The organism is Veillonella parvula (genome assembly GCF_032472435.1).
GTDB classification, from domain to species: Bacteria; Bacillota; Negativicutes; order Veillonellales; family Veillonellaceae; genus Veillonella; species Veillonella parvula_N.
The window spans coordinates 1-24,463 of the sequence record NZ_JAWEGM010000010.1 but is presented as its reverse complement, the minus strand read 5'-3'; the positions used below and the strand labels follow the sequence as shown (position 1 = coordinate 24,463).

Genomic DNA, 24,463 nt, shown 5'->3' with positions numbered 1-24,463 from the left:
AAACCTTCCTGAAGGTGTAGAAATGTGTATGCCTGGCGATAACGTAACAATGGAAATCGAATTGATTACTCCAATCGCTATCGAAGAAGGTCTTCGCTTCGCGATCCGCGAAGGTGGCCATACAGTAGGCGCTGGCGTAGTAACAGAAATCGAAGGTTAATACAAGTTTATAGCTCAATGTATCGATACATTAGCTATATAATTGAATTTTAGATTCAATAAAAGGGACCCGTTGGGTCCCTTTTATTTTATATATTTTGATGATTAAGAGTATAGGATTGAATCACTAATATATTGAAACAATGATGATTTTGTAATGTGACATATACGTTGTATTCAGGCTTCAAAGAATAATCATACTATTGATACAAATTGAGAAGAAATTTTAATATATTGTAACCTTAGATACAACTTTATTTATAAAATTAGTGTATATTATATATAAGGAGAGCATAGGCTCTCTTTTTGTGCTTTTATAGAAAAGGAGGTAATGTGATGGGCGAATACAAAAAGTATTGGATAGCCGTAGTAGCAGTTCTTATTATTGGATTCTCTATTCTTGGCTATTTGGGTACTGATGTATATCATCAAGCGCCACCGGTACCAACCGCGTATGTATCTCAAGATGGACAGGTTTTGTTCACTAAGGATGATATCTTACATGGTCAATCGGCTTGGCAATCTACAGGTGGTCAATCTGTAGGGACCGTACTAGGTCATGGCGCATATCAAGCCCCGGACTGGACAGCTGATTGGTTGCACAAAGAAGTGTCCGTAATGCTTGATATCAAGTCTCAAGAAGCTTTTGGTGTTCTTTATGAACAGTTAGGTGATGTGCAGAAAGCGGCTGTTAAAGAAGCAGTTAAAGCAGAGTACTTTAACAGTGCTGTTCGTGAAGATGGAACTGTTGTGCTTTCACCGGAACGTATTACAGCGATGAATTTAACCGGACAATATTTTATTGAACTTTATGGTGATAACCCTAAATTGTCCGAAACACGCGATCATTTTGCGATGAAAGATAATACGTTGCCAGAATTAAAAGATCGTATTGATATGGCACGATTCTTCTTCTGGACTACGTGGATGGCATCGACTCAACGTCCTGGTACAGATGCAACATACACCAACAATTGGCCTCACGAGCCATTGTTAGATCATAATCCAACACCGGAAAGCGTAGCTTGGTCTGTTGTGAGTGTTATTATTTTACTTTGTGGTATTGGTATTGTCGTATGGATGTGGGCATTCGGTCGCAAACAAGATGAATATGAATTAACACCGCCTGCGGAAGATCCAATTTCCAAATTGCATCTCACACCGTCTCAACGGTCTTTAGGAAAATATTTATTTACGATTTTGGCATTATTTTTACTCCAACTTGGTATGGGTGGTATCATTGCGCACTACACCGTAGAAGGACAGGCTTTCTATGGCATTCCATTGGCGCAGTATTTCCCATATTCTATTGCTCGTACTTGGCATATTCAAGCATCCTTGTTCTGGATTGCGATGGCATTCTTGAGTGCCGGTTTATTCTTGGCGCCGATTATTAATGGCGGTAAAGATCCTAAGTTCCAAAAATTGGGCGTGGATATTTTGTTCTGGGCACTCGTTGTGTTGGTAGTGGGTTCCTTTACAGGTACATATTTGGGTGTTGCTCATGAGATTCCGGCGTCTCTAAACTTCTACTTGGGTCACCAAGGCTATGAGTTTATTGAGTTGGGCCGCGTATGGCAATGGATTGAATATATTGGCATACTATTTTGGCTTGTGCTCATGGTGCGCAGCATCATTGGTGCTTTCAAAAATAAAGGGGATAAAAACCTTATTGCCGCCTTTATTTTCTCTGTTGTGATGGTCGGTATTTTCTATGGCCCAGGTCTTTTCTACGGGGAACACAGTCATTTGGCAATCATGGAGTACTGGCGTTGGTGGGTTATTCACCTTTGGGTAGAAGGCTTCTTTGAAGTATTCTCTACTACGTTGATGGCCTTTATTTTCGTAACTCTTGGTCTCGTATCCTATCGTGCAGGTACTATAGCAGCGATTTCGTCTGGTGCTATTTACCTTATCGGTGGTATCCCTGGTACATTCCATCATCTTTATTTTACCGGTGTTACATCGACTATCGTGGCCACAGGGGCATCGTTCTCCGCGTTGGAAGTAGTGCCTCTTGTACTCTTAGGTTATGAAGCGTTTGAAAATTATACACGCCTTCATAGTGCACCGTGGATGCATCGATTAAAATGGCCTGTATATTGCTTTATTGCCGTATCCTTCTGGAACTTGGTAGGGGCCGGTATCTTCGGCTTCCTAATCAATATGCCGGTTTCCTTATTCTACATTCAAGGTCTAAATACGACAGCTGTTCATGCTCATACGGCGTTGTTTGGCGTATACGGGTTCTTGAGTTTAGGCTTTGTATTCCTCATCGCTCGTTATATTCGACCTGAGGTAGAATTTAATGATAAGTTGATGAAATTCGGCTTCTGGGCATTGAACTGGGGCCTTGCGTTGATGGTTCTTATCAGCCTATTGCCAATTGGCTTGATTCAAAGTTGGGCAAGTGTAACACAAGGCTTATGGCTCGCTCGCAGCGAAGACTTTATGCAACAACCATTGTTACAAAATTTGCGTTGGCTTCGCATGGTTGGCGATACCATCATGATATTGGGGGCATTGGCCTTCTTCTGGCAAATCGTGAAAGTAACTTTCACAAAGAAATAGTAATAAACGAAGCAATAATAGTAAATATGTAAATATAATATTAAATATAATATATAGACATATAAGCTAACTATAAGCTAATATGACATGGCGTTCTTTGGGTAGACAAAGGGCGCCATTGTCTGTTATACTATCCATGTCAGGCATACGTGCCTGGCTTTTTTGAGTTGCTTAATTTCTTGACATCGCTTGCTACGTATGATATAGTTTTTTAGTATGTAGTCGAGCGTTTTCGAGTACAAGAGACAGATTTAGTAAATATAAAGCGAGGTGTATCCGGATGCGTAATGCCATTACTTTAGCTTGCACAGATTGCAAACAACGCAACTATCAAACGAACAAGAATAAAAAGAACAATCCTGATCGTATTGAAATGATGAAATATTGCAAATTCTGCGGTAAACATACATTACACCGTGAAACAAAATAATTCTTATCATTCATTACCTGTTGATTTGAGGATGTGAAACACAATGGCAAAGTCTAACTCAGCAGTGCAGCAGCGTGGTGGATTTGGAAAATTCTTCCGCGGTGTGAAAGCTGAACTAAAAAAAGTAGTCTGGCCAACAAAAAAAGAGCTTATCAATTACACAATTGTAGTATTCTTAGTGACTATATTCATCGCTTTGATTATTTCTGTGCTTGATGGACTCTTTGCCCAACTTTTTAATACGTTGTTGCACTTTGTTGGATAAGGGGGCCATTACATGGAAGCAGATAAGAAGTGGTATGTAATTCATACCTATTCAGGCTACGAAAATAAAGTAAAAACCACTCTTGAACTTAAAGTTCAATCTATGGGGCTACAAGATGTGATCAGCCGAATTTTGGTGCCTCTTGAAGACGAAATAGATGAAAAAGATGGGGTTAAAAAAGTAGTAAAACGCAAGATATTTCCTGGGTATGTATTGGTGGAAATGGAAGTTAATGACCGTTCTTGGTATGTTGTACGCAACACGCCAGGTGTAACAGGTTTCGTTGGCTCTGCTACAAAACCAGTTCCACTTTCTGATTCCGAAGTAGAACATATACTTAAGTCTCAGGGCTTGGATAAGAAACCAACCATTAACGTTGATGTAGAAGTTGGTGAAACGGTTCGCATTACGTCCGGTGCCTTTGAAGATAAACTAGGTGTTATTACCGAACTTAACCCTGATAAAGGAACATTGAAACTTAGCGTAGAAATGTTCAATCGAGATACCGAGGTAGAGTTAGAGTTCTCTCAAGTTGAGAAAGCTCTTTAATATATAAATATAATAATATAACTCTAAAAAGAGCAATCGATTTTGGTTGCCAGTGGGAGGATATATATCCGTTACCACCACAGTATAAGCATAGGAGGTTTAATTACCCATGGCTAAGAAATTAGTTAAACAAGTAAAACTACAAATTGAAGCCGCTAAAGCTACTCCAGCACCACCAGTTGGTCCTGCACTAGGTCAAGCAGGTGTTAACATCGTTGCTTTCACAAAAGAATTCAACGAACGTACTGCTAAACAAGCTGGCTTAATTATTCCAGTAGTTATTAACGTATATGAAGATCGTAGCTTCGACTTCATCACTAAGACTCCACCAGCTGCAGTATTGTTGAAAAAAGCTGCAGGTATTCCAAAAGGTTCTGGTGTACCTAACCGTGATAAAGTAGCAAAAGTAGGTCGCGATAAAGTTCGTGAAATTGCTGAATTGAAAATGCCTGACTTGAATGCTAATACCGTGGAACAAGGTATGCGCATGGTGGAAGGTACTGCTCGCAGCATGGGCATTGAAATCGTTGACTAATAAGCGTACGACTTGCGCATAAGGCGCAAATCGGTGGGAGGGAATTCCCGTTTGACCACATAAGGAGGATATTATAATGGCAAAAGTAGGTAAGAAATACGCTGAAGCAGTAAAACTTATTGAAGCTGGTAAATTCTACGAACCAGTAGAAGCAATTGAGTTGGTTAAGAAAACTGCAACTGCAAATTTCGATGAAACAGTTGAAATTGCTTTCAACTTGAATGTCGACCCTAAATACGCTGATCAACAAGTTCGTGGTGCAGTAGTATTGCCTCATGGTACTGGCAAAACTAAACGCGTTCTTGTATTCGCAAAAGGCGACAATATTAAGGCAGCTGAAGAAGCTGGTGCAGATTTTGTAGGTTCTGAAGAGTTAGTAGCTAAAATCCAAGGTGGTTGGAGCGACTTCGACGTAGTAGTTGCTACACCAGACATGATGGGTCAAGTTGGCCGTCTTGGTAAAATTTTGGGTCCTAAAGGCTTGATGCCAAACCCTAAAGTTGGTACAGTAACTCCAGACGTTGCTCGTGCAGTAAACGAAATCAAAGCTGGTAAAATCGAATACCGTACTGATAAAGCAGGTATTATCTCTTGCTCTATCGGTAAAGCATCTTTCGATGAAGAAAAATTACTTGACAACTACCGTACAATCGTTGATACTATTATCAAGGCTAAACCTGTAGCAGCTAAAGGTCAATACATTAAATCTGTAACCTTGTCCGCTACAATGGGCCCTGGTGTACCTTTGAATGTGTTCAAATTGAGCACTGTTTCCAAAGAGCAATAATTAAATATGTCTCTTAGCTGTAGACGGCTGGTATGTATAATGGATAAAAATCCGCCCGCTGAGGCTGACACTAGAACAACCTAGGACTAGTTACGACCTCATCGCGTGCGATGGGGTCGTTTTTACGCTAAGATAGTACATAGAGCACCAAAAAAATCTACAAGGAGGTAATCTAATGGCTGTCACTGAATCAAAAAAAGCAATCGTTGCTCAAATGAAAGAAACTCTTTCTGAAGCAAAAGGTGCTGTATTGATTGGTTACTCTGGTTTAACTGTTGCGCAAGCAACTGATCTTCGTCGCAAAATGTTGGCTGAAGGTGTTGAATACAAAGTAATCAAAAATACTTTGACTCGTATCGCTGCAAACGAATTGAATCTTGAAGGTTTCGCTGAGCATTTAGAAGGTCCAACTGCGTTGGCTACTTCTAAAGACGATGCTGTTGCACCTGCTCGTGTAATCGAACAATTCATCAAAGCAACTGAAAAAGAAGTTGTAACAGTTAAAGCTGGTATCGTTGAAGGCGAAGTTATGGACGCAGCAGGCGTTAAAGCAATTGCATCTCTTCCAAATCGCGAAGGTATGCTTTCCATGTTGCTTTCCGTATTGCAAGCTCCTGTTCGCAATGTTGCATACGCTGTCAAAGCTGTTGCAGAAGCAAAACCTGCAGAATAATATTTTTTGCAAAGTATTCGTTGGCCGCTTGAGGCTGGCACTATAAACTAATTTATGGAGGAAATCTAAAATGGCATTGAACATTGAAAACATCGTTGCTGAATTGAAAGAAGCAACAATCCTTGAACTTAATGATCTTGTAAAAGCAATCGAAGAAGAATTTGGCGTAACTGCAGCAGCTCCTGTAGCTGTAGCAGCTGCTGGTGGTGCTGAAGGCGGCGCTGCTAAAGATTCCTTCGACGTAATCTTGAAAGATGCTGGCGCATCTAAAATCAACGTAATCAAAGTTGTTCGTGAAGCAACTGGTCTTGGCTTGAAAGAAGCTAAAGCTATCGTTGACGGCGCTCCTGCACCTGTAAAAGAAGGCGTTGCTGCTGAAGCTGCTGAAGCTTTGAAAGCTCAATTAGAAGAAGCTGGCGCATCCGTAGAATTGAAATAATTCTAACCATATTAAAGGCGTACCTTATGGGTACGCCTTTTTCTATTGGAGTTTATAAATTGATGCGAGTTTTGTTTTGTTAACTAATTTGGCTTTTGGATACGGTAATGTATTAGAGAAATCCTTATCATATTTTTTAGGAACGATGACATAGGCACCGCGATTATTTGATGTATTACTTAAAAATGTTTCTTTAGTTATTGTAGGCATCAATGTTTTGCCTTCGGTCCATATAGAATCATCTGTCGTATCTACAAAAACTTGGGTAGGTGTAGTGTCCATGTAATATACAATAGAAGTATAGTAACTGCCATATATATATATTGGTTTTGATGTATCTTCGATGAACGTTTTGAACTGTAAACCAGACTGATTAAACAATATCGGTGGTACTGTAATCGTAATAGCCGAGTATAAAGTAATTAGTGGAACTAAAGCATATATTGCTAGTTTGAAAAATGATGTTATGTAGTATCGACCGATTAAAATCATACATACTATAATAAAGGAACCTACGATTAACGGTTTACTATCAAGACTTTTATCAAAAGCTGTAGCAAATGTAAAAATCATGTAGTAAATACCTAGTGGTAGGGTAATTAAATAATTAAACTTTTTGAATGATTGAGTAAATTCACCGGTTTCTTTGTCAGTAACTAATTCACAAATTTTTACAGCCGCCCATATTATACAAGGGATAATGGCAGGTAATGTGTAGGTTAGATACTTTGTAGCTACTAGAGAGTAGAATAGAACTATAACTATAAACCATATAATACCTAATAGATCAAAATCATCTTTCCAGTTAAGATCTTTTAAATGATAGACTATTACAGGTGTCCATGGTAATAGTGAAAGGGGCACAATTAATAGATAGTAATACCATACATTAAATTTAGGATGTTCAGATATAAGAGCTCGATCTACATTGTGTAGACCTAAGAATCCGGAAATAAACTGCTCACCGTGAATGGAATACATAGCAATATACCAAGGGCTAGCTATCGCTATAAAGGCTAATAGTCCTAAGGGATTAAATAGTAATTTTATATCCTTTGAAAGTTGATAGATTTTATCCTTTCTATGGATGGCGTGGCGTGCACATATATAAATAAGTAATATCAGCCCAGGTAAAATAATGCCTATAGGTCCTTTGGTAATCACGGCTAAGGCCGCAGCAATGTAAGCTTTCACCATAGCTGACCTGTCATTATTGGTAAAAGCTAAATAACTATATCCAAATATAGCTAAGGTGAAGAAAAATAGAAATCCATCGGTTATAACTGCATGAGATATATACCAAAACTGTAGTGTACTCATTAATAAAATCGCACAGAGTATACCGGCAAAGGTACTTTTAGATATGCGGTAAGTTATATGATACATTAGGGCCACGCTAGCTCCCGCAACAAGCGTATTCGGTATACGAGACGTGAAGTCAGATATGCCAAATAGTTTGTATGTAATCATAAGTGCCCAATAGGTGAGCGGTGGTTTATCATACCATACGTGATCATATATCATGGGGGATATCCATGAGTTGTGTTTTAGCATGGTGATGGCGGAGAGAACATAGTTGGACTCCACCGGATCAGTGATTGGCAAATAGGCATTATAAAAGCCGTAGCATAAAACGGTTAATAAAAAGAGCGCACCTATGCGCAGCATGTGATTGTTAATCATAGTTACTCCTTACTTATATAGTTTATATTATTGTACTATAGGGCGTGTAATATTTAAACTAATCAAAGATAAAAATAGAGCCTTTATAAATATGGAAATAGTTATAGAAAATATTTATGAAATAATATATTGTATAGAATATTGTTTATTCGTAATATATGAAATGACTTTTATGTATACAAAATACATGCTATAATGAGCGCATAAGATAAAACCGTTTCATTAAACTATCATCTAATATATGAAATAGTGGAAAGAGGATCTATTATGAGAAAAGAACATGATTTCCTAGGTGAATTAGAAGTAGCGGATGAGTTATATTATGGTGTGCAAACGATTCGTGCCTTAGAAAACTTCCATATTACAGGGAAACATTTAGACCAAGATTTTATTAAAGCTCTAGCGATGGTAAAAAAAGCATCTGCTTTAGCTAATATGAAAACAGGTCGTCTCAATGTATCTATCGGTAAAGCGATTGTTCAAGCAGCTGATGAAGTTATTGCAGGTGAATTTGCTGACCAATTTCCAGTTGATCCAATTCAAGGCGGTGCTGGCACTTCTGTGAATATGAATATGAACGAAGTGTTGGCAAATCGTGCTTGTGAAATTTTAGGCCATCCAAAAGGTAGCTATGATATTGTAAGCCCTAACAATCACTGTAACATGGCACAATCTACAAATGACGCTTTCCCAACAGCGATTAAAGTTTGTGCAATTTTGAAATCTAAACCGTTACTTGAAGCTTTGCAACGTCTTGTTGATGAGCTTGAGAGAAAAGCTGAAGAATATAGTGAAATTTTAAAAATGGGGCGTACTCATTTGCAAGATGCAGTGCCTATTACGTTGGGACAAGAGATGGGCGCTTATGCATCTGGTATTCGTCGTGGTATTAAACGCATTAAATCCGCCGTTGAAGGTGCACATGTAATCAACATGGGTGCTACTGCAGTTGGTACAGGTCTTAATGCTGAACCTAATTACATTCATGATGTGGCGTATGAACTTAGTGAAGTAGTTGGCGAACCGTTCTACACTGCGGAGAACTTAATCGATGCTACAAACAATACAGATGTATTTGCTGATATCTCTAGCGGTTTGAAGGTAACTGCACTTGTGTTGATTAAGATGGCAAATGATTTTCGCTTAATGGCATCTGGTCCTCGCTGTGGCATTGGTGAATTAAAATTGCCTGCCCGTCAACCAGGATCCTCTATCATGCCAGGAAAAGTAAATCCTGTTATCGCCGAAGTATTGAACCAAGTGTGTTATCAAGTTATCGGTAATGATACTACTATTACATTAGCTGTAGAAAATGGTCAATTCGAGTTAAATGTTATGGAACCTGTATTGGCATACAACTTGTTCAATAACCTTTGCTACCTTAAAAATGGTGTAAATACATTCGTTGATAAATTGCTCGTTGATCTTGAAGTAGACCGTGAACAATGCGAGTACTGGTTGAATCGTTCCGTTGGTATCGTAACAGCATTGTTGCCACATCTTGGTTATGAAACAGCTTCTGCATTGGCGAAAGAAGCGTATGAAACAGGTCGAGCTATTCGCGATATTATCTTGGATCAAGGTTTATTAACTGAGGATGAAATTAATCATATTCTTTCTCCTAAAGAAATGACTCGCCCTGGTATCGCTGGTGCGAATCTTTTAAAACAAAAAGGCAACTAATTTATGGTTCTCTTTTGGTGCATGAATAAAGCATGAAGATGAAAGACTGTCAACCCTTTTGGTTGACAGTCTTTTTTAATACTGATAAAATTATATATTGCAAAAGTAGCGTTTTCTGCTTTTGGATGTAAAAACTATAACACAAATAGTGATGAGGTTTTCTTCCAAGGTTGTGCTTGGTTAATGGGAAGCAAGGTTATTTTAAAAATGAAATGGACCTTGCTTTATTTGACGTTGTCCGAGCAGGAAAACTGAGACCTGTAAGATGTCTTTTTCATGCCGTTATAGAAAATGGTAGACCAGTGTGTTTTGATAGGGGTGAAAGCAAATATGTTCAAACCTGAACAGGTAGGCAAACGGACTCGTTATACGTACGCTAAAATTAACGAAGTTATCAAGATGCCGCATTTATTGGACATTCAGCGTAAATCGTATGAGTGGTTCTTGGAGAGTGGTTTACAAAATATTTTCAACGATATTTCTCCGATTAAAGACAATTCAGGTAATCTAGTACTTTCTTTTGAAGGCTTCAGCTTAGGTGAACCTAAGTATGATATTAATGAATGTAAAAATCGTGATGCTACTTACGCAGCACCACTTCGTGTAAATATTCGCTTGGTAAATAATGATCCAGAAAATATGGACATTAAAGAACAAGAAGTATTCATGGGCGATTTCCCATTGATGACAGATACAGGTACTTTCATCATCAATGGTGCAGAACGTGTTATCGTATCCCAATTGGTACGTTCTCCAGGCGTTTACTACAATAAAGAAATCGATACAATGGGTAACCGTTTGTATGATTCCACAGTTATTCCTAACCGTGGTGCATGGATTGAACTTGAAACAGATGCTAGTGAAGTGGTGGCTGTTCGTATTGACCGTAACCGTAAATTACCAGCTACTGTATTGGTACGTGCATTAGGTTGGGATACGAATGAAAGTATCCTCGACCTCTTCTGGAATGGTAAAACTGATGAGGATGGTTTACCAGTATATGATGAACGCATCGTTCGTACATTAGAAAAAGATACAACTCAATCTGCTGATGAAGCATTGGTTGAAATCTATAAAAAATTACGTCCAGGCGAGCCTCCGACTGTAGAGTCTGCTCGTAACTTGTTCGATAACTTGTTCTTCGATGCACGCCGTTATGACTTAGCGCGCGTTGGTCGTTATAAATTGAACAAAAAACTTGGCTGGCGCCAACGTATGTTGGGTCAAACATTAGCTCAACCAATTGTAGATCCAGAAACTGGCGAAATTATCCTTGATGCAGGCGTACAAGTTGGGGAAGAACAACTTGATATCGTTGCTAATAGCCATGTTTTCGATGGTGAAGGTTTTGCTGAATTCTATATCGTAAATAATGATGGTGTAGAGTCTAAAGTTATCTGTAATAACTGCAACTTACCATATGATCACCGTACAGTAACACGTGAAGACATGATCGCTAACATTTCTTACTTGCTCAACCTTATGGATGGTGCAGGTCATACAGATGATATCGACCACTTGGGTAACCGTCGCCTTCGTTGCGTAGGCGAATTGTTGCAAAACCAATTCCGCATCGGTTTAACTCGTATGGAACGTGTTGTTCGTGAGCGCATGACCATTCAAGAAACTGAATCCATTACACCTCAAGCGTTGATCAATATTCGCCCTGTAGTGGCAGCTATCAAAGAATTCTTTGGTTCTTCTCAATTGTCTCAGTTCATGGACCAAACAAACCCATTGGCGGAATTGACTCACAAACGTCGTCTTTCTGCCCTTGGCCCTGGCGGCTTGTCTCGTGAGCGTGCAGGTTTCGAAGTTCGTGACGTGCATCATTCTCACTATGGTCGTATGTGTCCTATTGAAACTCCAGAAGGTCCAAACATTGGCTTGATTAACTCCTTGTCCAACTATGCAAAGGTAAACGAATTTGGCTTCATCGAAGCACCATACCGTAAAGTAGAAAAAGTGTATGGTAAAGGCAAGGATGCTGACAAGGTTGTTAAAGTGCGCGTATCTGACAGCGTAGTATACATGACAGCTGATGAAGAAGAAGGCATGACAATTGCCCAAGCGAACTCTCCACTTGATGCAGAGGGGTACTTCACAACTGAACACGTAGCTTGTCGTCGTGGTCATGATGTATTAGAAGTTACACCGGATAAGGTTGACTATATGGACGTTAGTCCAAAAGAAGTTGTATCTATTGGTACAGCTATGATTCCATTCCTTGAAAATGACGATGCTAACCGTGCCTTGATGGGTGCGAACATGCAACGTCAAGCGGTACCACTTTTGCGTGCTCAAGCACCACTTGTTGGTACAGGTATGGAATATACAGCAGCTACTGACTCTGGTGTTTGCGTATTGGCGCGTGAAGCAGGTAAAGTTGTACGTTGTTGGGGTAATGAAATCCACGTTCTTCGCGATAGCGATGGTCGTGTTGATACATACCATTTGAATAAATTCCTTCGTTCTAACCAATCTACGTGCTTTAACCAAAAACCAATCGTCAATCGTGGGGACCATGTTGTAAAAGGCCAAGTATTGGCTGATGGTCCTGCTACAGATGGCGGCGAATTGGCATTAGGTTATAACGTTCTTGTAGCGTTCATGCCTTGGGAAGGTTATAACTACGAAGATGCTATCTTGCTTAGTGAAGAACTCTGCAAAGAAGATATCTATACATCTATTCATATTGAAGAATACGAATGTGATGCTCGTGATACTAAATTAGGTGCTGAAGAAATTACTCGTGAGTTGCCTAATACAGGTGACGACACACTTAAAAACTTAGACGAAGATGGTATTATCTGCATTGGTGCAGAAGTACATCCTGGCGATATCCTTGTAGGTAAAGCTACACCAAAAGGTGAAACTGAGCTTACTCCAGAAGAACGTTTGTTGCGTGCTATTTTTGGTGACAAAGAACGTGAAGTTCGTGATACTTCCTTGCGCGTGCCTCATGGCGAATCTGGTAAAGTCGTAGATGTAAAAGTCTTCACCCGTGAAAATGGCGACGAATTACAACCAGGCGTAAATAAACTTGTTCGCGTATATATCGCTCAAAAACGTAAGATTCATGAAGGCGATAAAATGGCGGGCCGTCATGGTAACAAAGGTGTCGTTTCTCGCGTTATGAGAAAAGAAGATATGCCATTCCTTCCAGATGGTACTCCAGTACAAATCGTATTGAATCCATTGGGCGTACCTTCTCGTATGAACATCGGTCAGGTTCTTGAAACTCACTTGGGGTGGGCTGTTCAAGGCTTAGGTATGAAAATCAAAGCTACAGACCTTCACATTCAAAACGTGTTGAAAGAAGCCCGTACTGATGCATCTTACTGGGAACAAATCGATACAATCCGCGACCTTTATGCTCAAATTGAGGTATTGGAAGCGAAAGTTGCGGAAGATGTTACGGTAAATCATTTCGAAGAAAATGAGCAAATCATTGCTTTGAAAACTAAAATTTTAAAACATGTAGAAGCAGCAGCGCAAAAGAAATTGGATGCTATGGGTGGCGAAGCTCGTTACCAAGAGCTTAAAGCTATTGAAGCTAAATACAATGCACTTCATGTAGAATTCTTTGATTCTGAAGAAGAGGCTCCTGAAATGGATCCTGCGCTTGTAGAAGAATTAGAGGCAATTAGCAAAGTCAAGAATACTCTTAACAACATTCACTCTGCTGAAGAAAAACGCGTTGAAATTCGCAAAGAGTTGGAAAGCCTTGGCTATGATTTTGACAAATATGGCATGCCAAAACCAGATGTAGCAGGTATTCATATTGCTACACCTGTATTTGATGGTGCTCACGAAAAGGACGTATTCGAAACATTGGCGATTGCAGGTCGTCCTGATGATGGTAAAACTGTTCTATATGATGGTCGTACTGGTGAACCGATGGATAACCGCGTCACTGTTGGTTACGTTTACATGCTTAAACTCCATCATTTGGTTGATGACAAAATCCATGCTCGTTCTACAGGTCCGTACTCCCTTGTTACACAACAACCTTTGGGCGGTAAAGCTCAGTTCGGTGGCCAACGTTTCGGGGAAATGGAAGTTTGGGCTCTAGAAGCATATGGCGCAGCCTATACCCTTCAAGAGCTATTAACTGTTAAGTCTGACGACGTTGTTGGTCGTGTGAAAGCATACGAAAAAATCGTTAAAGGCGAAAACATCCCTGAACCAGGTGTACCTGAGTCCTTCAAGGTATTGCTTAAAGAACTTCAAAGTATCGGTCTCGATGTAAAAATCTTGAACGAAGATCAAGAAGAAGTTATTATGAAAGAACTTGAGGACGAAGATGAGGTGGTAGAAACTGGTATTGAAGAAGTTATGGAAGGCAGTGCTGTAGAAACTGATGAAGTAACTGTAGTAGAACCAGAAGTAGAGGAAGAGGAAGAGGAAGACTTACCAGCTGATAATGGCGGTGAAGATGATATCCTTAGCCAATTGGCGTACCCAATGGGCGACTCCTCTAACGATGAAGACTAAAACTATCTATAAGGAAGGGAGCGATAGTAGTGCTAGACGTAAATGAATTCGATTCCATGCGAATCGGTTTAGCCTCTCCAGAGCAGATTTTATCCTGGTCTCATGGGGAAGTTAAGAAACCTGAAACAATTAACTACCGTACGTTGAAGCCAGAACGTGATGGTCTATTCTGTGAACGCATTTTTGGACCAACAAAGGACTGGGAATGTCACTGCGGCAAATATAAACGCATCCGCCATAAAGGCGTAGTCTGCGACAAATGTGGTGTAGAGGTTACCCGTGCGAAAGTACGTCGTGAACGTATGGGCCATATTCAATTGGCTACTCCTGTATCTCACATTTGGTACTTCAAAGGAATCCCATCCCGTATGGGTCTTATCCTTGACATATCACCACGTTCTTTGGAACGCGTATTATACTTTGCTTCCTACATCGTAGTAGATCCAGCTGGTACACCATTGACAAAACGTCAATTGTTGTCCGAGCAAGAATACCGCGAATACGAAGCTCAATTTAATGAAGACGGTTATACTATCGGTGGTAAATCCGTCGTAATCGAAACAGTGGCTCAACGTAATGAACGTTTAGCTATTGTTCGTGAAGCACAACGCAAAGAGCGCTATAATGCGGCTCTTCGTGATGATGCAACAATACCAGAAGCTGATAAGGAATACGAAGAATTAACTCGCGAAGAACGCTATGAGTTAGGCGCTGCTGAAGAGGTTCTCTTCGCATGTATCGACATGGGTGCTGAAGCGGTAAAAGCTCTCTTATCAGAACTTGATCTTGAAGCATTGAATGCCGAATTGCGCGAAGAGTTGAACACTGCTAGTGGTCAACGTAAAATCCGTGCAGTTCGTCGTTTGGAAGTAGTAGAAGCATTCCGTCAATCTGGGAACCGTCCAGAATGGATGATTATGGACATCGTTCCTGTAATCCCACCTGAATTGCGTCCTATGGTCCAATTAGATGGTGGCCGTTTTGCTACATCTGACCTCAACGATTTATACCGTCGTGTTATCAACCGTAACAACCGTTTGAAACGTTTACTCGACTTGGGTGCTCCTGATATCATCGTGCGCAACGAAAAACGCATGCTTCAAGAAGCGGTTGATGCATTGATTGATAATGGTCGTCGCGGTCGTCCTGTTACAGGTCCTGGTAACCGCCCATTGAAATCCTTGTCCGACATGCTTAAAGGTAAACAAGGTCGTTTCCGTCAAAACTTGCTCGGTAAACGTGTTGACTACTCCGGTCGTTCCGTAATCGTAGTAGGTCCTGAACTTAAAATGCACCAATGTGGTTTGCCAAAAGAGATGGCATTAGAATTGTTCAAACCATTCGTTATGAAACGTTTGGTAGAACGCGGTCAAGCATCCAACATCAAGGCTGCTAAACGCCAAGTTGAAAGAATTGGCCCTGGCGTGTGGGAATCCTTGGAAGAGGTAATTAAAGAACATCCAGTTCTCTTGAACCGTGCCCCTACATTGCATAGACTTGGTATCCAAGCCTTCGAACCAATCCTTTGGGAAGGTCGTGCTATCAAATTGCATCCATTAGTATGTACAGCCTTCAATGCCGACTTTGACGGTGACCAAATGGCGTGTCACTTACCATTGTCCGTAGAAGCACAAGCGGAAGCTCGTACATTGATGCTTTCTAGCCATAATATTTTGTCTACTAAGGACGGCAAGCCAGTAGCAGTACCTTCTCAAGATATGATCTTAGGTACATACTACCTAACAGTTGTACGCGAAGATACTCGTGATAAAGCAAAAACATTTGCTACCTATGATGAAGTTATGCTTGCCTATGAGTCTCATATCATTGGTTTGCAAGATATTCTTTATATCCGTTTACCTGATCATGGCCGTGTAGAAACAACAGCAGGTCGCTTGATCTTCAACAATGCTTTATTCCCAGAATTGTGGCAATACGAGAAACGTGAAGATGGCACTTACTCTTTAGGTAAGGTTATGGATAAGAAAACAGTTGGTAAATTGGTTGATCAATGTTTCCAATTGTTTGGTAATGAAAAAACAGCAGAACTATTGGACCGCATCAAGTCCTTGGGTTACTCCTTCGCTCGTCGCGCAGGTATGACGGTAGCTATTGCTGATATTAAAGTACCAGAAGTTAAAACTAGTTTGTTAGATACAGCGGAACAAGAGGTAGAAAAAGTATCTCGTATGTACCGTCGTGGTCTTATTACAGAAGAAGAACGTTATCGTAAAACTATCCAATTATGGACAAAGGCAACAGAAGATGTTACCGATGCGATGATGGATAATATGGCGTGCGATAAAGACGGCTTTAACCCTGTTTACATGATGGCTATCTCTGGTGCCCGTGGTAATAAACAACAGATTCGTCAGCTTGCTGGTATGCGTGGTTTGATGGCCGATCCATCTGGTCGAATCATTGACTTGCCAATTAAAGCAAACTTTAAAGAAGGCTTGACTGTATTGGATTACTTTACATCCTCTCATGGTGCTCGTAAAGGTTTGGCCGATACAGCGCTTCGTACAGCTGACTCTGGTTACTTGACACGTCGTCTCGTTGACGTATCTCAAGACGTAATCGTTCGTGAGGACGATTGTGACGTTGTAGGTATCGATCTCGTTCGAGAACGTGCTCGCTTGGCTACATCCCCACGTCAAGCATTAGAATTGCTTAAAGATAAACTTATTGGTCGCGTTTTAGATAAAGATGTTGTGAATGCTGAAACAGGGGAACTTGTTGTACCAGCTGAAACTATCTTGGATGAACAATGCTTGGCAGATATTGCTGAAGCTGGTGTTACATCTATCGCATTGCGCGGTGCACATTTGGGCTCTGATAGCGATATTAATCATACTAACTTGGTTCAAAAAATTATTCTTGGTGAAAGCGACGATAGTATCCGTGCAACATTGAAAGAAACTATGGTTCAAAATATGTTGAACAAGGATACTGTACAAGCAATCGTTGACAGCGAAGGGGTAGAAATCTTCCCAGCTGATACACGTCTCACCGAAGAAGGCATCGAAGCTATCCTTAACTCCGATGTAAAAGAAGTACAAGTGCGGAACAATGAAATCCACGGTATTGAAGTGGAAGCTATCGTTGAAGGCACTGGTGTTATCGAGCCATTAAAAGACCGTATCGTAGGTCGTATTGCAGCTGAAGAATTAGTTAATAAGGAAACTGGCGAAGTCATCGTTCCTCTTAATGGTGAAATCACAGAGGTGTTAGCTGATGAAGTTGTAAAATATTATGAAACAGTAAAAATCCGTTCCGTATTGACTTGCCGTAGCCCATATGGCGTATGTCGCAAGTGTTATGGTCGTGATCTAGGAACTGGCAACCAAGTTCAAGTTGGTGAAGCGGTAGGTATCATTGCAGCACAATCCATCGGTGAACCGGGTACTCAGTTGACAATGCGTACATTCCATACTGGTGGTGTCGCAGGTGACGATATTACACAAGGTTTGCCACGTGTCGAAGAATTGTTCGAAGCTCGTAAACCAAAACGTAATGCTATCATTGCCGAAAACGAAGGTACAGTTCGCGTTGTACCTAATGAAGGTAAGAAAGGTACGAACACTATCTTTATCACTGGTGAAGATGGTATTGAACTTGATTACCTCATTCCTTACGGTTCCCGCATTATCGTTAAAGACGGTGACGTGGTATCCTTGGGCGCTCGTTTGACAGAAGGTTCTATCAACCCTCATGACATCATGCGCGTCATGGGTACTGAAGCAACTCAACGTTACCTCGTATACGAAGTACAAAAAGTATACAAATCCCAAGGTGTAGAAATTAACGATAAACATATCGAAGTTATCGTTCGTCAAATGCTTCATAAAGTTAAAATTGAAACAGCTGGCGATGCGGATATGCTTCCAGGGGATATGGTGGACGTTAATACCTTTGACGAAGAAAACCGTCGTCTTACCCTCAATGGTCGTGAAAATGCTACAGGCAAACGCACGCTATTGGGTATTACGAAAGCCGCTTTGGCAACGGACTCTTTCTTGTCCGCTGCGTCCTTCCAAGAAACAACACGTGTTCTTACCGACGCTGCTATCAAGGGTAAAATCGATCCATTATTGGGCTTGAAAGAAAACGTAATTATCGGTAAGTTGATTCCTGCTGGTACAGGCATGAGTCGTTACCGTAAGATTGAAGTTGTAAAAAATACACCTGAAATCATTGATATTACGGAAGAGGTTATGTCTGAAGATTAATTACTTTGGATTAGCCGTTAAGCTATATTAACTGTATAGACTTGTTGCATAGTTGATATTGTGCGACATAATAAAAAGGGTGCACCTGCGAGGTGCACCCTTTTGTTATAGGTATTATTGGTTTCTATTCAGCTGCTTCTTCCGCGTCATGAGCCATGATGTCATAACCGACGTCATCCGATAAAGTAAGATATCGTTCGTACTGTCGAATGATATCGGTAATGATATCCTCCCGTGTCATATACTGCGCATCGTATCCGGCGCGTCCGTCACTGAAATATGTCATAGGAATTGCGTTGGTACTTTCAGTAATGTGAGGAATGTTAGGATCTTCGATGAGATGATCCGATACCTCTTGCGTAACGAGTTTGATGCCGTAGGTAAAGTTGCGCATTGATTCTTTTTCGATGGTTAACTCTACGGAGGCGTCGTTACCATTGAAATGTTTGTCAATTCTCGTAGTTAATCCGTACTCTTCGGTTAATTCTTTATTGAGCTGATACATAGCAGGCAATGCTGTTGTTTTCATAAAGGAAATAACATCTTCCGATTGCGTTTGGTTGAGTATTTTGGCAAGACCTTGTTTCCAGTTCTTGCTGTCCCAGTAGATGGATGTGGTTGAAAGTTTTGTGTTAAAGTATTGCGTATCTGTCAATAATCCTTGCCATAAGCTGTAGCACATGATAACCATCAAGGCTGCAAATGGTAAGGCGAGAATGAGCGTTACCGATTGTAGTACATTAAGCCCACCAATACTGAGCAAACTGATGGCAAGAAAGGACATTACAGAGCCCCACATCAAGCATTGCCACTTTGGAGATGAAGTGGATTTATCATAGGCCGCAATATTATTTAACACATAAATGCCTGAATCGGCAGATGTGATAAAAAATAATGCTAATACGATAATCGATAGAAGACTAGTTAAACCGGATAAAGGTAAATATTCAAGGAATGCAAAGAGTAGTTGTTCTGGTTTATCGGTTAATGCACCGAGTGCACCGTTTGCTACTGTTTCATCGATATAAATTGCAGTATTACCAAAGATAGTAAACCAAACGATAGTAAATACAGTTGGAATAATGAGTACCCCAAAGATGAACTCCCGAATAGTCCTACCTTTTGAAATACGCGCAATGAACATGCCCACAAATGGTGCCCAAGATAACCACCAGGCCCAGAATAGTATGGTCCAGCTGAAGAACCATGGTCGGGTTTCTGGTGTATAGATAGATGTATAGAAGCTTTGCCCTAAAATATGTGATAGATAGTATCCAAAGTTTTCTACCATTGTATTTAATAGGAGTAATGTAGGACCTGCACATAGTACAAAAAACATTAAGACTAATGCAACAGATATATTGACTTCGCTGAGCAGCTTAACGCCTTTATCAATACCTGTAACAGCAGATAGAACGGCAATGGACATAATGACGATAATGATGACCGTTTGTGCGGAAAAGTCATTAGTGGAGATGATATCAATATATAGGAACCCTGCACCTAGTTGGGCGGCGCCAAATCCTAAGGTGGTTACGATACCTAATAAAGTTACACAAAGTGCGATGATATCGATAATGTGCCCTCGTGGGCCATTGATTTTATCCTTCCACAGCGGATAGAAACATGAACGTAGTGATAATGGCAATTTATAGCGAAAACCAAAATACGCTAATGCTAAAGCCATAATACCGTATACCGTCCATGCATTGATGCCCCAGTGGAAGATGGAGCGGAATAATGCTTCCTTGGCACTAGATGTGCTATCGACTAAGCTTACAGCAGAGTGATAATGTGAGAGCGGCTCAGCAGTTCCGAAGAACATGAGACCTACACCGGTACCGGCCGCAAATAACATGGCGAGCCAGGCGGTATACGAGAATTCCGCTTCTTCATCATCGCTACCAAGTTTGATGTCCCCTAGCGAACTAAGTGCAAGAAAGATATTGAAGATAAAGAAGAGACTTATGGATAAAACATAAAACCAGCTGAAATCTTCAAATATAATATCACGAACCCCTTGGAGGATCGTTTGAGAAATTTGCGGAATCAGAAGGGCACATAAGCTCAGCCCTAAGACGATAGACAAGCTACCTATAATTACAGGGGGATTAAAGTTTGAATAACGTTTAATGAGTTTAATCATATAATCTCCTTTATTTAGTAACTTATAAATACAAATATTTGTTCTGTATTAATTTATATCATAATAAAATGGTGTTTATATTAATTTTGCATAATTGGTAAAAGAAAAAATAATAGTGAATGCATAGAATGATTATTTATACATAAAAATAATGATATATGAATAAAAAATCACTCTTCATTTATAATTTAAGATTAAATGAAACACACGGATGAGTGTACATATAAAATGCAGCTGTAGAGCGGTGTGTGACATTGGAAATTGTTTGACATGGACTGATGTAATTGATATACTTACATAGTGCTTTAGGCGAGGTATGCCTAATGGGCATAATTTCGTAAGGAGAATTAGTACAATGGACATTGCCCATCTGAAGTCGGTGAACAAAACAATCGGTGCCAAGCAAACGTTGAAACAAATTGCTAAAGGTGCTGTGAAGTACGTGTTCCTGGGTTGTGATAGTGATGAACGTGTGGTACAGCCTTTACGGATTGCTTGTGAAGAACAGGGAATACCTGTGAATGACGAGCACACCATGGATGATCTCGGTCGTGCGTGTCGCATTAAGGTGCGGGCCACAGCTGTAGGCGTCCTACGTTAATCTTGGTAATATCCGATGTAACATTTTGTTATGACGGATCAATTATAAATCTCAAATTTGGAAAGGAGGTGCCCAAATGCCAACAATTAATCAGCTAGTACGCAAAGGCCGCATGAGTTTGACTAAAAAATCTACAGCTCCTGCCCTTCAAGAATCTCCACAAAAACGTGGTGTATGTACTCGTGTGTACACAGCTACTCCAAAGAAACCAAACTCCGCGCTTCGTAAAGTTGCCCGTGTACGTTTGACAAACGCTATTGAAGTAACTGCTTACATCCCAGGCATTGGTCACAATTTACAAGAACACAGTGTTGTACTTATCAGAGGCGGTCGTGTAAAAGACCTTCCAGGTGTGCGTTATCACATCGTTCGTGGTGCATTGGATACAGCTGGCGTACAAAATCGTATGCAAAGTCGTTCCAAATACGGTGCGAAAAAAGCTAAAAAATAATTTTAGCCATTAAACGAAATTAACACACATCATTATAAAGGAGGAATTGAACATGCCAAGAAAAGGCCCTGTTCCGAAACGTGATGTACTTCCAGATCCGGTGTACAACAGCAAATTAGTAACACGTTTCATTAACAAAGTTATGTACGATGGTAAAAAAGGCATTGCTGAAACTATCGTATATGATGCATTCGAAATTATTCGTTCCAAAATGGGTCAAGACCCAATGGAAGTTTTTGATCAAGCATTGAAAAATGTTATGCCTGTACTTGAAGTACGTGCTCGCCGTATCGGTGGTGCGAACTATCAAGTGCCAGTTGAAGTTCGTGCTGATCGCCGTCAAACCCTCGGTATTCGTTGGGTTGTAAATTATGCTCGTCTTCGTGGTGAACGCACTATGAAAGAACGTTTGGCAGGCGAATTGATGGACGCTTTCAACAATGCAGGCGCTGCAATCAAGAAAAAAGAAGATACTCATAAAATGGCAGAAGCTAATAAAGCGTTTGCTCATTATCGTTGGTAATAAGAGGTGACAACTGTGGCAAGAGAGTTTTCCTTAGCAAAAACTCGTAATATCGGTATCATGGCTCACATCGATGCTGGTAAAACAACAACTACAGAACGTATCCTCTACTATACAGGTATCGTTCACAAGATCGGCGAAGTACATGAAGGCGCTGCTACGATGGACTGGATGGAGCAAGAGCAAGAACGTGGTATCACAATCACTTCTGCTGCAACAACTTGTCAATGGAAAGAACATCGTATCAATATCATCGATACTCCTGGTCACGTTGACTTTACTGTAGAAGTAGAACGTTCTCTACGTGTACTTGACGGTTCTGTTGCGGTGTTCAGTGCTAAAGGTGGCGTTGAACCTCAATCCGAAACAGTATGGCGTCAGGCTTCTAACTACGGCGTACCTCGTATCGCTTATGTAAATAAGATGGATACTGTAGGTGCTGACTTCTTCAACGTAGTTGACATGATGAAAGCTCGTTTGGGTGCAAATTCCGTAGCTATCCAAGTACCAATCGGTGCTGAAGATACTTTCGAAGGCATCATTGACTTGATGACTATGAAAGCGGAAATTTATAAATCCGATGACGGTAAAGAATATGAAATCACTGATATCCCTGCTGAATATCAAGAAGTAGCAGAAGCTCGTCGCGAAATGATGATCGATGCTATCGCTGAAACAGATGATGATATCATGATGAAATATTTGGAAGGCGAAGAAATTTCTGTGGAAGAATTGAAAGCGGCATTGCGTAAAGCTGTTATTGCTAACCAATTATTCCCAGTTCTTTGTGGTTCTTCCTATAAAAATAAAGGTGTTCAAATGTTATTGGATGCTGTTATCGATTACATGCCAGCTCCAATCGACATCCCACCTATTAAAGGTGTTGTTCCTGGTACTGAAGAAGAAACAACTCGTCCTTCTTCTGATGAAGAGCCATTCTCTGCATTGGCATTCAAAATCATGGCTGACCCTTATGTTGGTAAATTAGCGTTCTTCCGTGTGTACTCCGGTACATTGGAATCTGGCTCCTACGTTTTCAACTCCACTAAAGGTAAAAAAGAACGTATCGGTCGTATTCTTCAAATGCACGCTAACTCCCGTAAAGAAATCGAACGCGTATATTCTGGTGACATCGCTGCGGCGGTTGGCTTAAAGGATACTACTACAGGCGACACATTGTGTGATGAAAAATCTCCTGTAATCCTTGAGTCCATGGAATTCCCTGAACCAGTTATCTCCGTTGCTGTTGAACCTAAAACAAAAGCTGACCAAGAAAAAATGGGTACAGCTCTTGCTCGTTTGGCAGAAGAAGATCCTACTTTCAAAGTTCGTACTGATGAAGAAACAGGTCAAACTATTATCTCCGGTATGGGCGAACTTCACTTGGACATCATCGTTGACCGTATGAACCGTGAATTCAAAGTAGATTGTAACGTAGGTAAACCTCAAGTAGCATACCGCGAAACTATCCGTAAAGCTGTTAAGGCTGAAGGTAAATTCGTACGTCAATCTGGTGGTCGTGGTCAATATGGTCACTGCTGGTTGGAATTGATTCCTCAAGAACCAGGTGCTGGCTTCGAGTTTGAAAACAAGGTTGTAGGTGGTGCGATTCCTCGTGAATACATCGGACCTGTTGAAAGCGGTGTTAAAGAAGCTATGGAATCCGGTGTTATCGCTGGGTACCCTATGGTTGATGTTAAAGTTATCGTATTTGATGGTTCCTACCATGACGTTGACTCCAACGAAATGGCCTTCAAAATTGCTGGTTCTATGGGCTTCAAAGAAGGTGCTCGCAAAGCAGACCCTGCATTGCTTGAACCATACATGGCTGTAGAAGTAGACGTTCCTGAAGAATACATGGGCGACGTTATCGGTGACTTGAACTCTCGTCGTGGTCGCATGGACGGCATGGAAGCTCGTAATGGTTCCCAACATATCAAAGCATATGTTCCATTGAGTGAAATGTTCGGTTACGCAACTGACCTTCGTTCCAAAACGCAAGGCCGTGGTAACTACTCTATGACATTCGATCATTACGAAGAAGTTCCTAAGAAAATTGCTGAAGAAATTCAAGCAAAGAAAAACGGTTAATCTCATATTAGATTAATAGAATTACTATTTTCCTCGGAGGATAATTTAAAATGGCAAAAGAAAAATTTGAACGTACGAAACCGCATGTTAACATCGGTACAATCGGTCACGTTGACCATGGTAAAACTACTTTGACTGCTGCAATCAC

Annotated in this window: 19 protein-coding genes; 17 read left to right on the top strand and 2 right to left on the bottom strand. The window is 40.6% G+C overall.

Annotation, left to right across the window (positions count from 1 at the left end; genetic code table 11):
* The 9 genes from E7A03_RS09835 to rplL form a co-directional block, all read left to right on the top strand.
* Positions 1-160, top strand: a 160-nt coding sequence (locus E7A03_RS09835) for an EF-Tu C-terminal domain-related protein (RefSeq protein WP_462889696.1), incomplete at its 5' end; no start/stop codon positions are given.
* A gap of 335 nt (positions 161-495) precedes the next feature.
* A complete protein-coding gene (locus E7A03_RS09830; protein ID WP_155086572.1) occupies positions 496-2,730 on the top strand; it encodes a nitric-oxide reductase large subunit in 2,235 nt (744 codons plus the stop codon).
* Between the two features lie 280 nt (positions 2,731-3,010).
* Positions 3,011-3,160, top strand: a complete 150-nt coding sequence (gene rpmG, locus E7A03_RS09825) for a 50S ribosomal protein L33 (protein WP_004693530.1) — start codon at positions 3,011-3,013, stop codon at positions 3,158-3,160.
* A 43-nt stretch (positions 3,161-3,203) separates the two neighbouring features.
* Positions 3,204-3,425: a preprotein translocase subunit SecE gene (gene secE / locus E7A03_RS09820; protein WP_004693531.1), complete on the top strand. Its 222-nt coding sequence runs from the start codon at positions 3,204-3,206 to the stop codon at positions 3,423-3,425.
* 12 nt (positions 3,426-3,437) lie between these two features.
* On the top strand, positions 3,438-3,974 hold the full coding sequence (gene nusG, locus E7A03_RS09815) for a transcription termination/antitermination protein NusG (RefSeq protein WP_008602485.1): 537 nt from the start codon (positions 3,438-3,440) through the stop codon (positions 3,972-3,974).
* Between the two features lie 109 nt (positions 3,975-4,083).
* On the top strand, positions 4,084-4,509 hold the full coding sequence (gene rplK / locus E7A03_RS09810; RefSeq protein WP_004693535.1) for a 50S ribosomal protein L11: 426 nt from the start codon (positions 4,084-4,086) through the stop codon (positions 4,507-4,509).
* Positions 4,510-4,585: 76 nt separating this feature from the next.
* Positions 4,586-5,296, top strand: a complete 711-nt coding sequence (rplA, locus tag E7A03_RS09805; RefSeq protein ID WP_004693536.1) for a 50S ribosomal protein L1 — start codon at positions 4,586-4,588, stop codon at positions 5,294-5,296.
* 175 nt (positions 5,297-5,471) lie between these two features.
* Positions 5,472-5,969 carry a 50S ribosomal protein L10 gene (gene rplJ, locus E7A03_RS09800; protein ID WP_008602491.1) on the top strand — a complete coding sequence of 166 codons (498 nt, stop codon included), beginning with the start codon at positions 5,472-5,474 and terminating at the stop codon, positions 5,967-5,969.
* 70 nt (positions 5,970-6,039) lie between these two features.
* On the top strand, positions 6,040-6,408 hold the full coding sequence (rplL, locus tag E7A03_RS09795; protein WP_004693540.1) for a 50S ribosomal protein L7/L12: 369 nt from the start codon (positions 6,040-6,042) through the stop codon (positions 6,406-6,408).
* A gap of 42 nt (positions 6,409-6,450) precedes the next feature.
* On the opposite strand, the gene E7A03_RS09790 is transcribed toward rplL, so the two are convergent.
* Positions 6,451-8,091 (bottom strand): ArnT family glycosyltransferase, encoded by a 1,641-nt coding sequence (locus tag E7A03_RS09790; protein ID WP_316074098.1) that lies wholly within the window; start codon positions 8,089-8,091, stop codon positions 6,451-6,453.
* Between the two features lie 267 nt (positions 8,092-8,358).
* Here E7A03_RS09790 and E7A03_RS09785 point away from each other — a divergent pair, with 267 nt between their 5' ends.
* The 3 genes from E7A03_RS09785 (at position 8,359) to rpoC (ending at position 18,503) form a co-directional block, all read left to right on the top strand.
* Positions 8,359-9,774 carry an aspartate ammonia-lyase gene (locus E7A03_RS09785; protein WP_316074096.1) on the top strand — a complete coding sequence of 472 codons (1,416 nt, stop codon included), beginning with the start codon at positions 8,359-8,361 and terminating at the stop codon, positions 9,772-9,774.
* Positions 9,775-10,104: 330 nt separating this feature from the next.
* The gene (gene rpoB, locus E7A03_RS09780) at positions 10,105-14,271 is read left to right on the top strand and encodes a DNA-directed RNA polymerase subunit beta (protein WP_038125698.1); all 4,167 of its coding nucleotides are present in this window, start codon (positions 10,105-10,107) and stop codon (positions 14,269-14,271) included.
* A gap of 29 nt (positions 14,272-14,300) precedes the next feature.
* Positions 14,301-18,503, top strand: a complete 4,203-nt coding sequence (gene rpoC / locus E7A03_RS09775) for a DNA-directed RNA polymerase subunit beta' (protein WP_316074095.1) — start codon at positions 14,301-14,303, stop codon at positions 18,501-18,503.
* Positions 18,504-18,627: 124 nt separating this feature from the next.
* Here the strand turns inward: rpoC and E7A03_RS09770 are convergent, their stop codons facing one another.
* Positions 18,628-20,649, bottom strand: coding sequence for a BCCT family transporter (locus tag E7A03_RS09770; RefSeq protein WP_314050891.1), 2,022 nt, complete (start codon positions 20,647-20,649; stop codon positions 18,628-18,630).
* Positions 20,650-21,004: 355 nt separating this feature from the next.
* Between E7A03_RS09770 and E7A03_RS09765 the strand changes: the two genes are divergently transcribed.
* The 5 genes from E7A03_RS09765 to E7A03_RS09745 all read left to right on the top strand — a co-directional run.
* Positions 21,005-21,250 carry a L7Ae/L30e/S12e/Gadd45 family ribosomal protein gene (locus E7A03_RS09765; protein WP_060919550.1) on the top strand — a complete coding sequence of 82 codons (246 nt, stop codon included), beginning with the start codon at positions 21,005-21,007 and terminating at the stop codon, positions 21,248-21,250.
* Between the two features lie 76 nt (positions 21,251-21,326).
* Complete coding sequence (gene rpsL / locus E7A03_RS09760) at positions 21,327-21,701, top strand: 30S ribosomal protein S12 (protein WP_004693554.1); 375 nt, start codon at positions 21,327-21,329, stop codon at positions 21,699-21,701.
* A 52-nt stretch (positions 21,702-21,753) separates the two neighbouring features.
* Positions 21,754-22,224, top strand: a complete 471-nt coding sequence (gene rpsG / locus E7A03_RS09755; protein WP_004693556.1) for a 30S ribosomal protein S7 — start codon at positions 21,754-21,756, stop codon at positions 22,222-22,224.
* Between the two features lie 15 nt (positions 22,225-22,239).
* Positions 22,240-24,315, top strand: coding sequence for an elongation factor G (fusA, locus tag E7A03_RS09750; protein ID WP_004693557.1), 2,076 nt, complete (start codon positions 22,240-22,242; stop codon positions 24,313-24,315).
* Between the two features lie 50 nt (positions 24,316-24,365).
* On the top strand, positions 24,366-24,463 hold a 98-nt coding region (locus tag E7A03_RS09745), incomplete at its 3' end, for a GTP-binding protein (protein WP_038034850.1).

What these genes read in the sequence shown, in the direction of transcription:
- rplA (WP_004693536.1), top strand. Translation starts at nt 4,586, where the DNA reads ATGGCAAAAGTAGGTAAGAAATACGCTGAAGCAGTAAAACTTATTGAA.
- E7A03_RS09770 (WP_314050891.1), bottom strand. Translation starts at nt 20,649, where the DNA reads ATGATTAAACTCATTAAACGTTATTCAAACTTTAATCCCCCTGTAATT.
- secE (WP_004693531.1), top strand. Translation starts at nt 3,204, where the DNA reads ATGGCAAAGTCTAACTCAGCAGTGCAGCAGCGTGGTGGATTTGGAAAA.
- rpoB (WP_038125698.1), top strand. Translation starts at nt 10,105, where the DNA reads ATGTTCAAACCTGAACAGGTAGGCAAACGGACTCGTTATACGTACGCT.
- E7A03_RS09765 (WP_060919550.1), top strand. Translation starts at nt 21,005, where the DNA reads ATGGACATTGCCCATCTGAAGTCGGTGAACAAAACAATCGGTGCCAAG.
- E7A03_RS09790 (WP_316074098.1), bottom strand. Translation starts at nt 8,091, where the DNA reads ATGATTAACAATCACATGCTGCGCATAGGTGCGCTCTTTTTATTAACC.
- E7A03_RS09785 (WP_316074096.1), top strand. Translation starts at nt 8,359, where the DNA reads ATGAGAAAAGAACATGATTTCCTAGGTGAATTAGAAGTAGCGGATGAG.
- E7A03_RS09830 (WP_155086572.1), top strand. Translation starts at nt 496, where the DNA reads ATGGGCGAATACAAAAAGTATTGGATAGCCGTAGTAGCAGTTCTTATT.
- rplL (WP_004693540.1), top strand. Translation starts at nt 6,040, where the DNA reads ATGGCATTGAACATTGAAAACATCGTTGCTGAATTGAAAGAAGCAACA.
- nusG (WP_008602485.1), top strand. Translation starts at nt 3,438, where the DNA reads ATGGAAGCAGATAAGAAGTGGTATGTAATTCATACCTATTCAGGCTAC.
- rplK (WP_004693535.1), top strand. Translation starts at nt 4,084, where the DNA reads ATGGCTAAGAAATTAGTTAAACAAGTAAAACTACAAATTGAAGCCGCT.
- rpmG (WP_004693530.1), top strand. Translation starts at nt 3,011, where the DNA reads ATGCGTAATGCCATTACTTTAGCTTGCACAGATTGCAAACAACGCAAC.
- rplJ (WP_008602491.1), top strand. Translation starts at nt 5,472, where the DNA reads ATGGCTGTCACTGAATCAAAAAAAGCAATCGTTGCTCAAATGAAAGAA.
- rpsL (WP_004693554.1), top strand. Translation starts at nt 21,327, where the DNA reads ATGCCAACAATTAATCAGCTAGTACGCAAAGGCCGCATGAGTTTGACT.
- rpsG (WP_004693556.1), top strand. Translation starts at nt 21,754, where the DNA reads ATGCCAAGAAAAGGCCCTGTTCCGAAACGTGATGTACTTCCAGATCCG.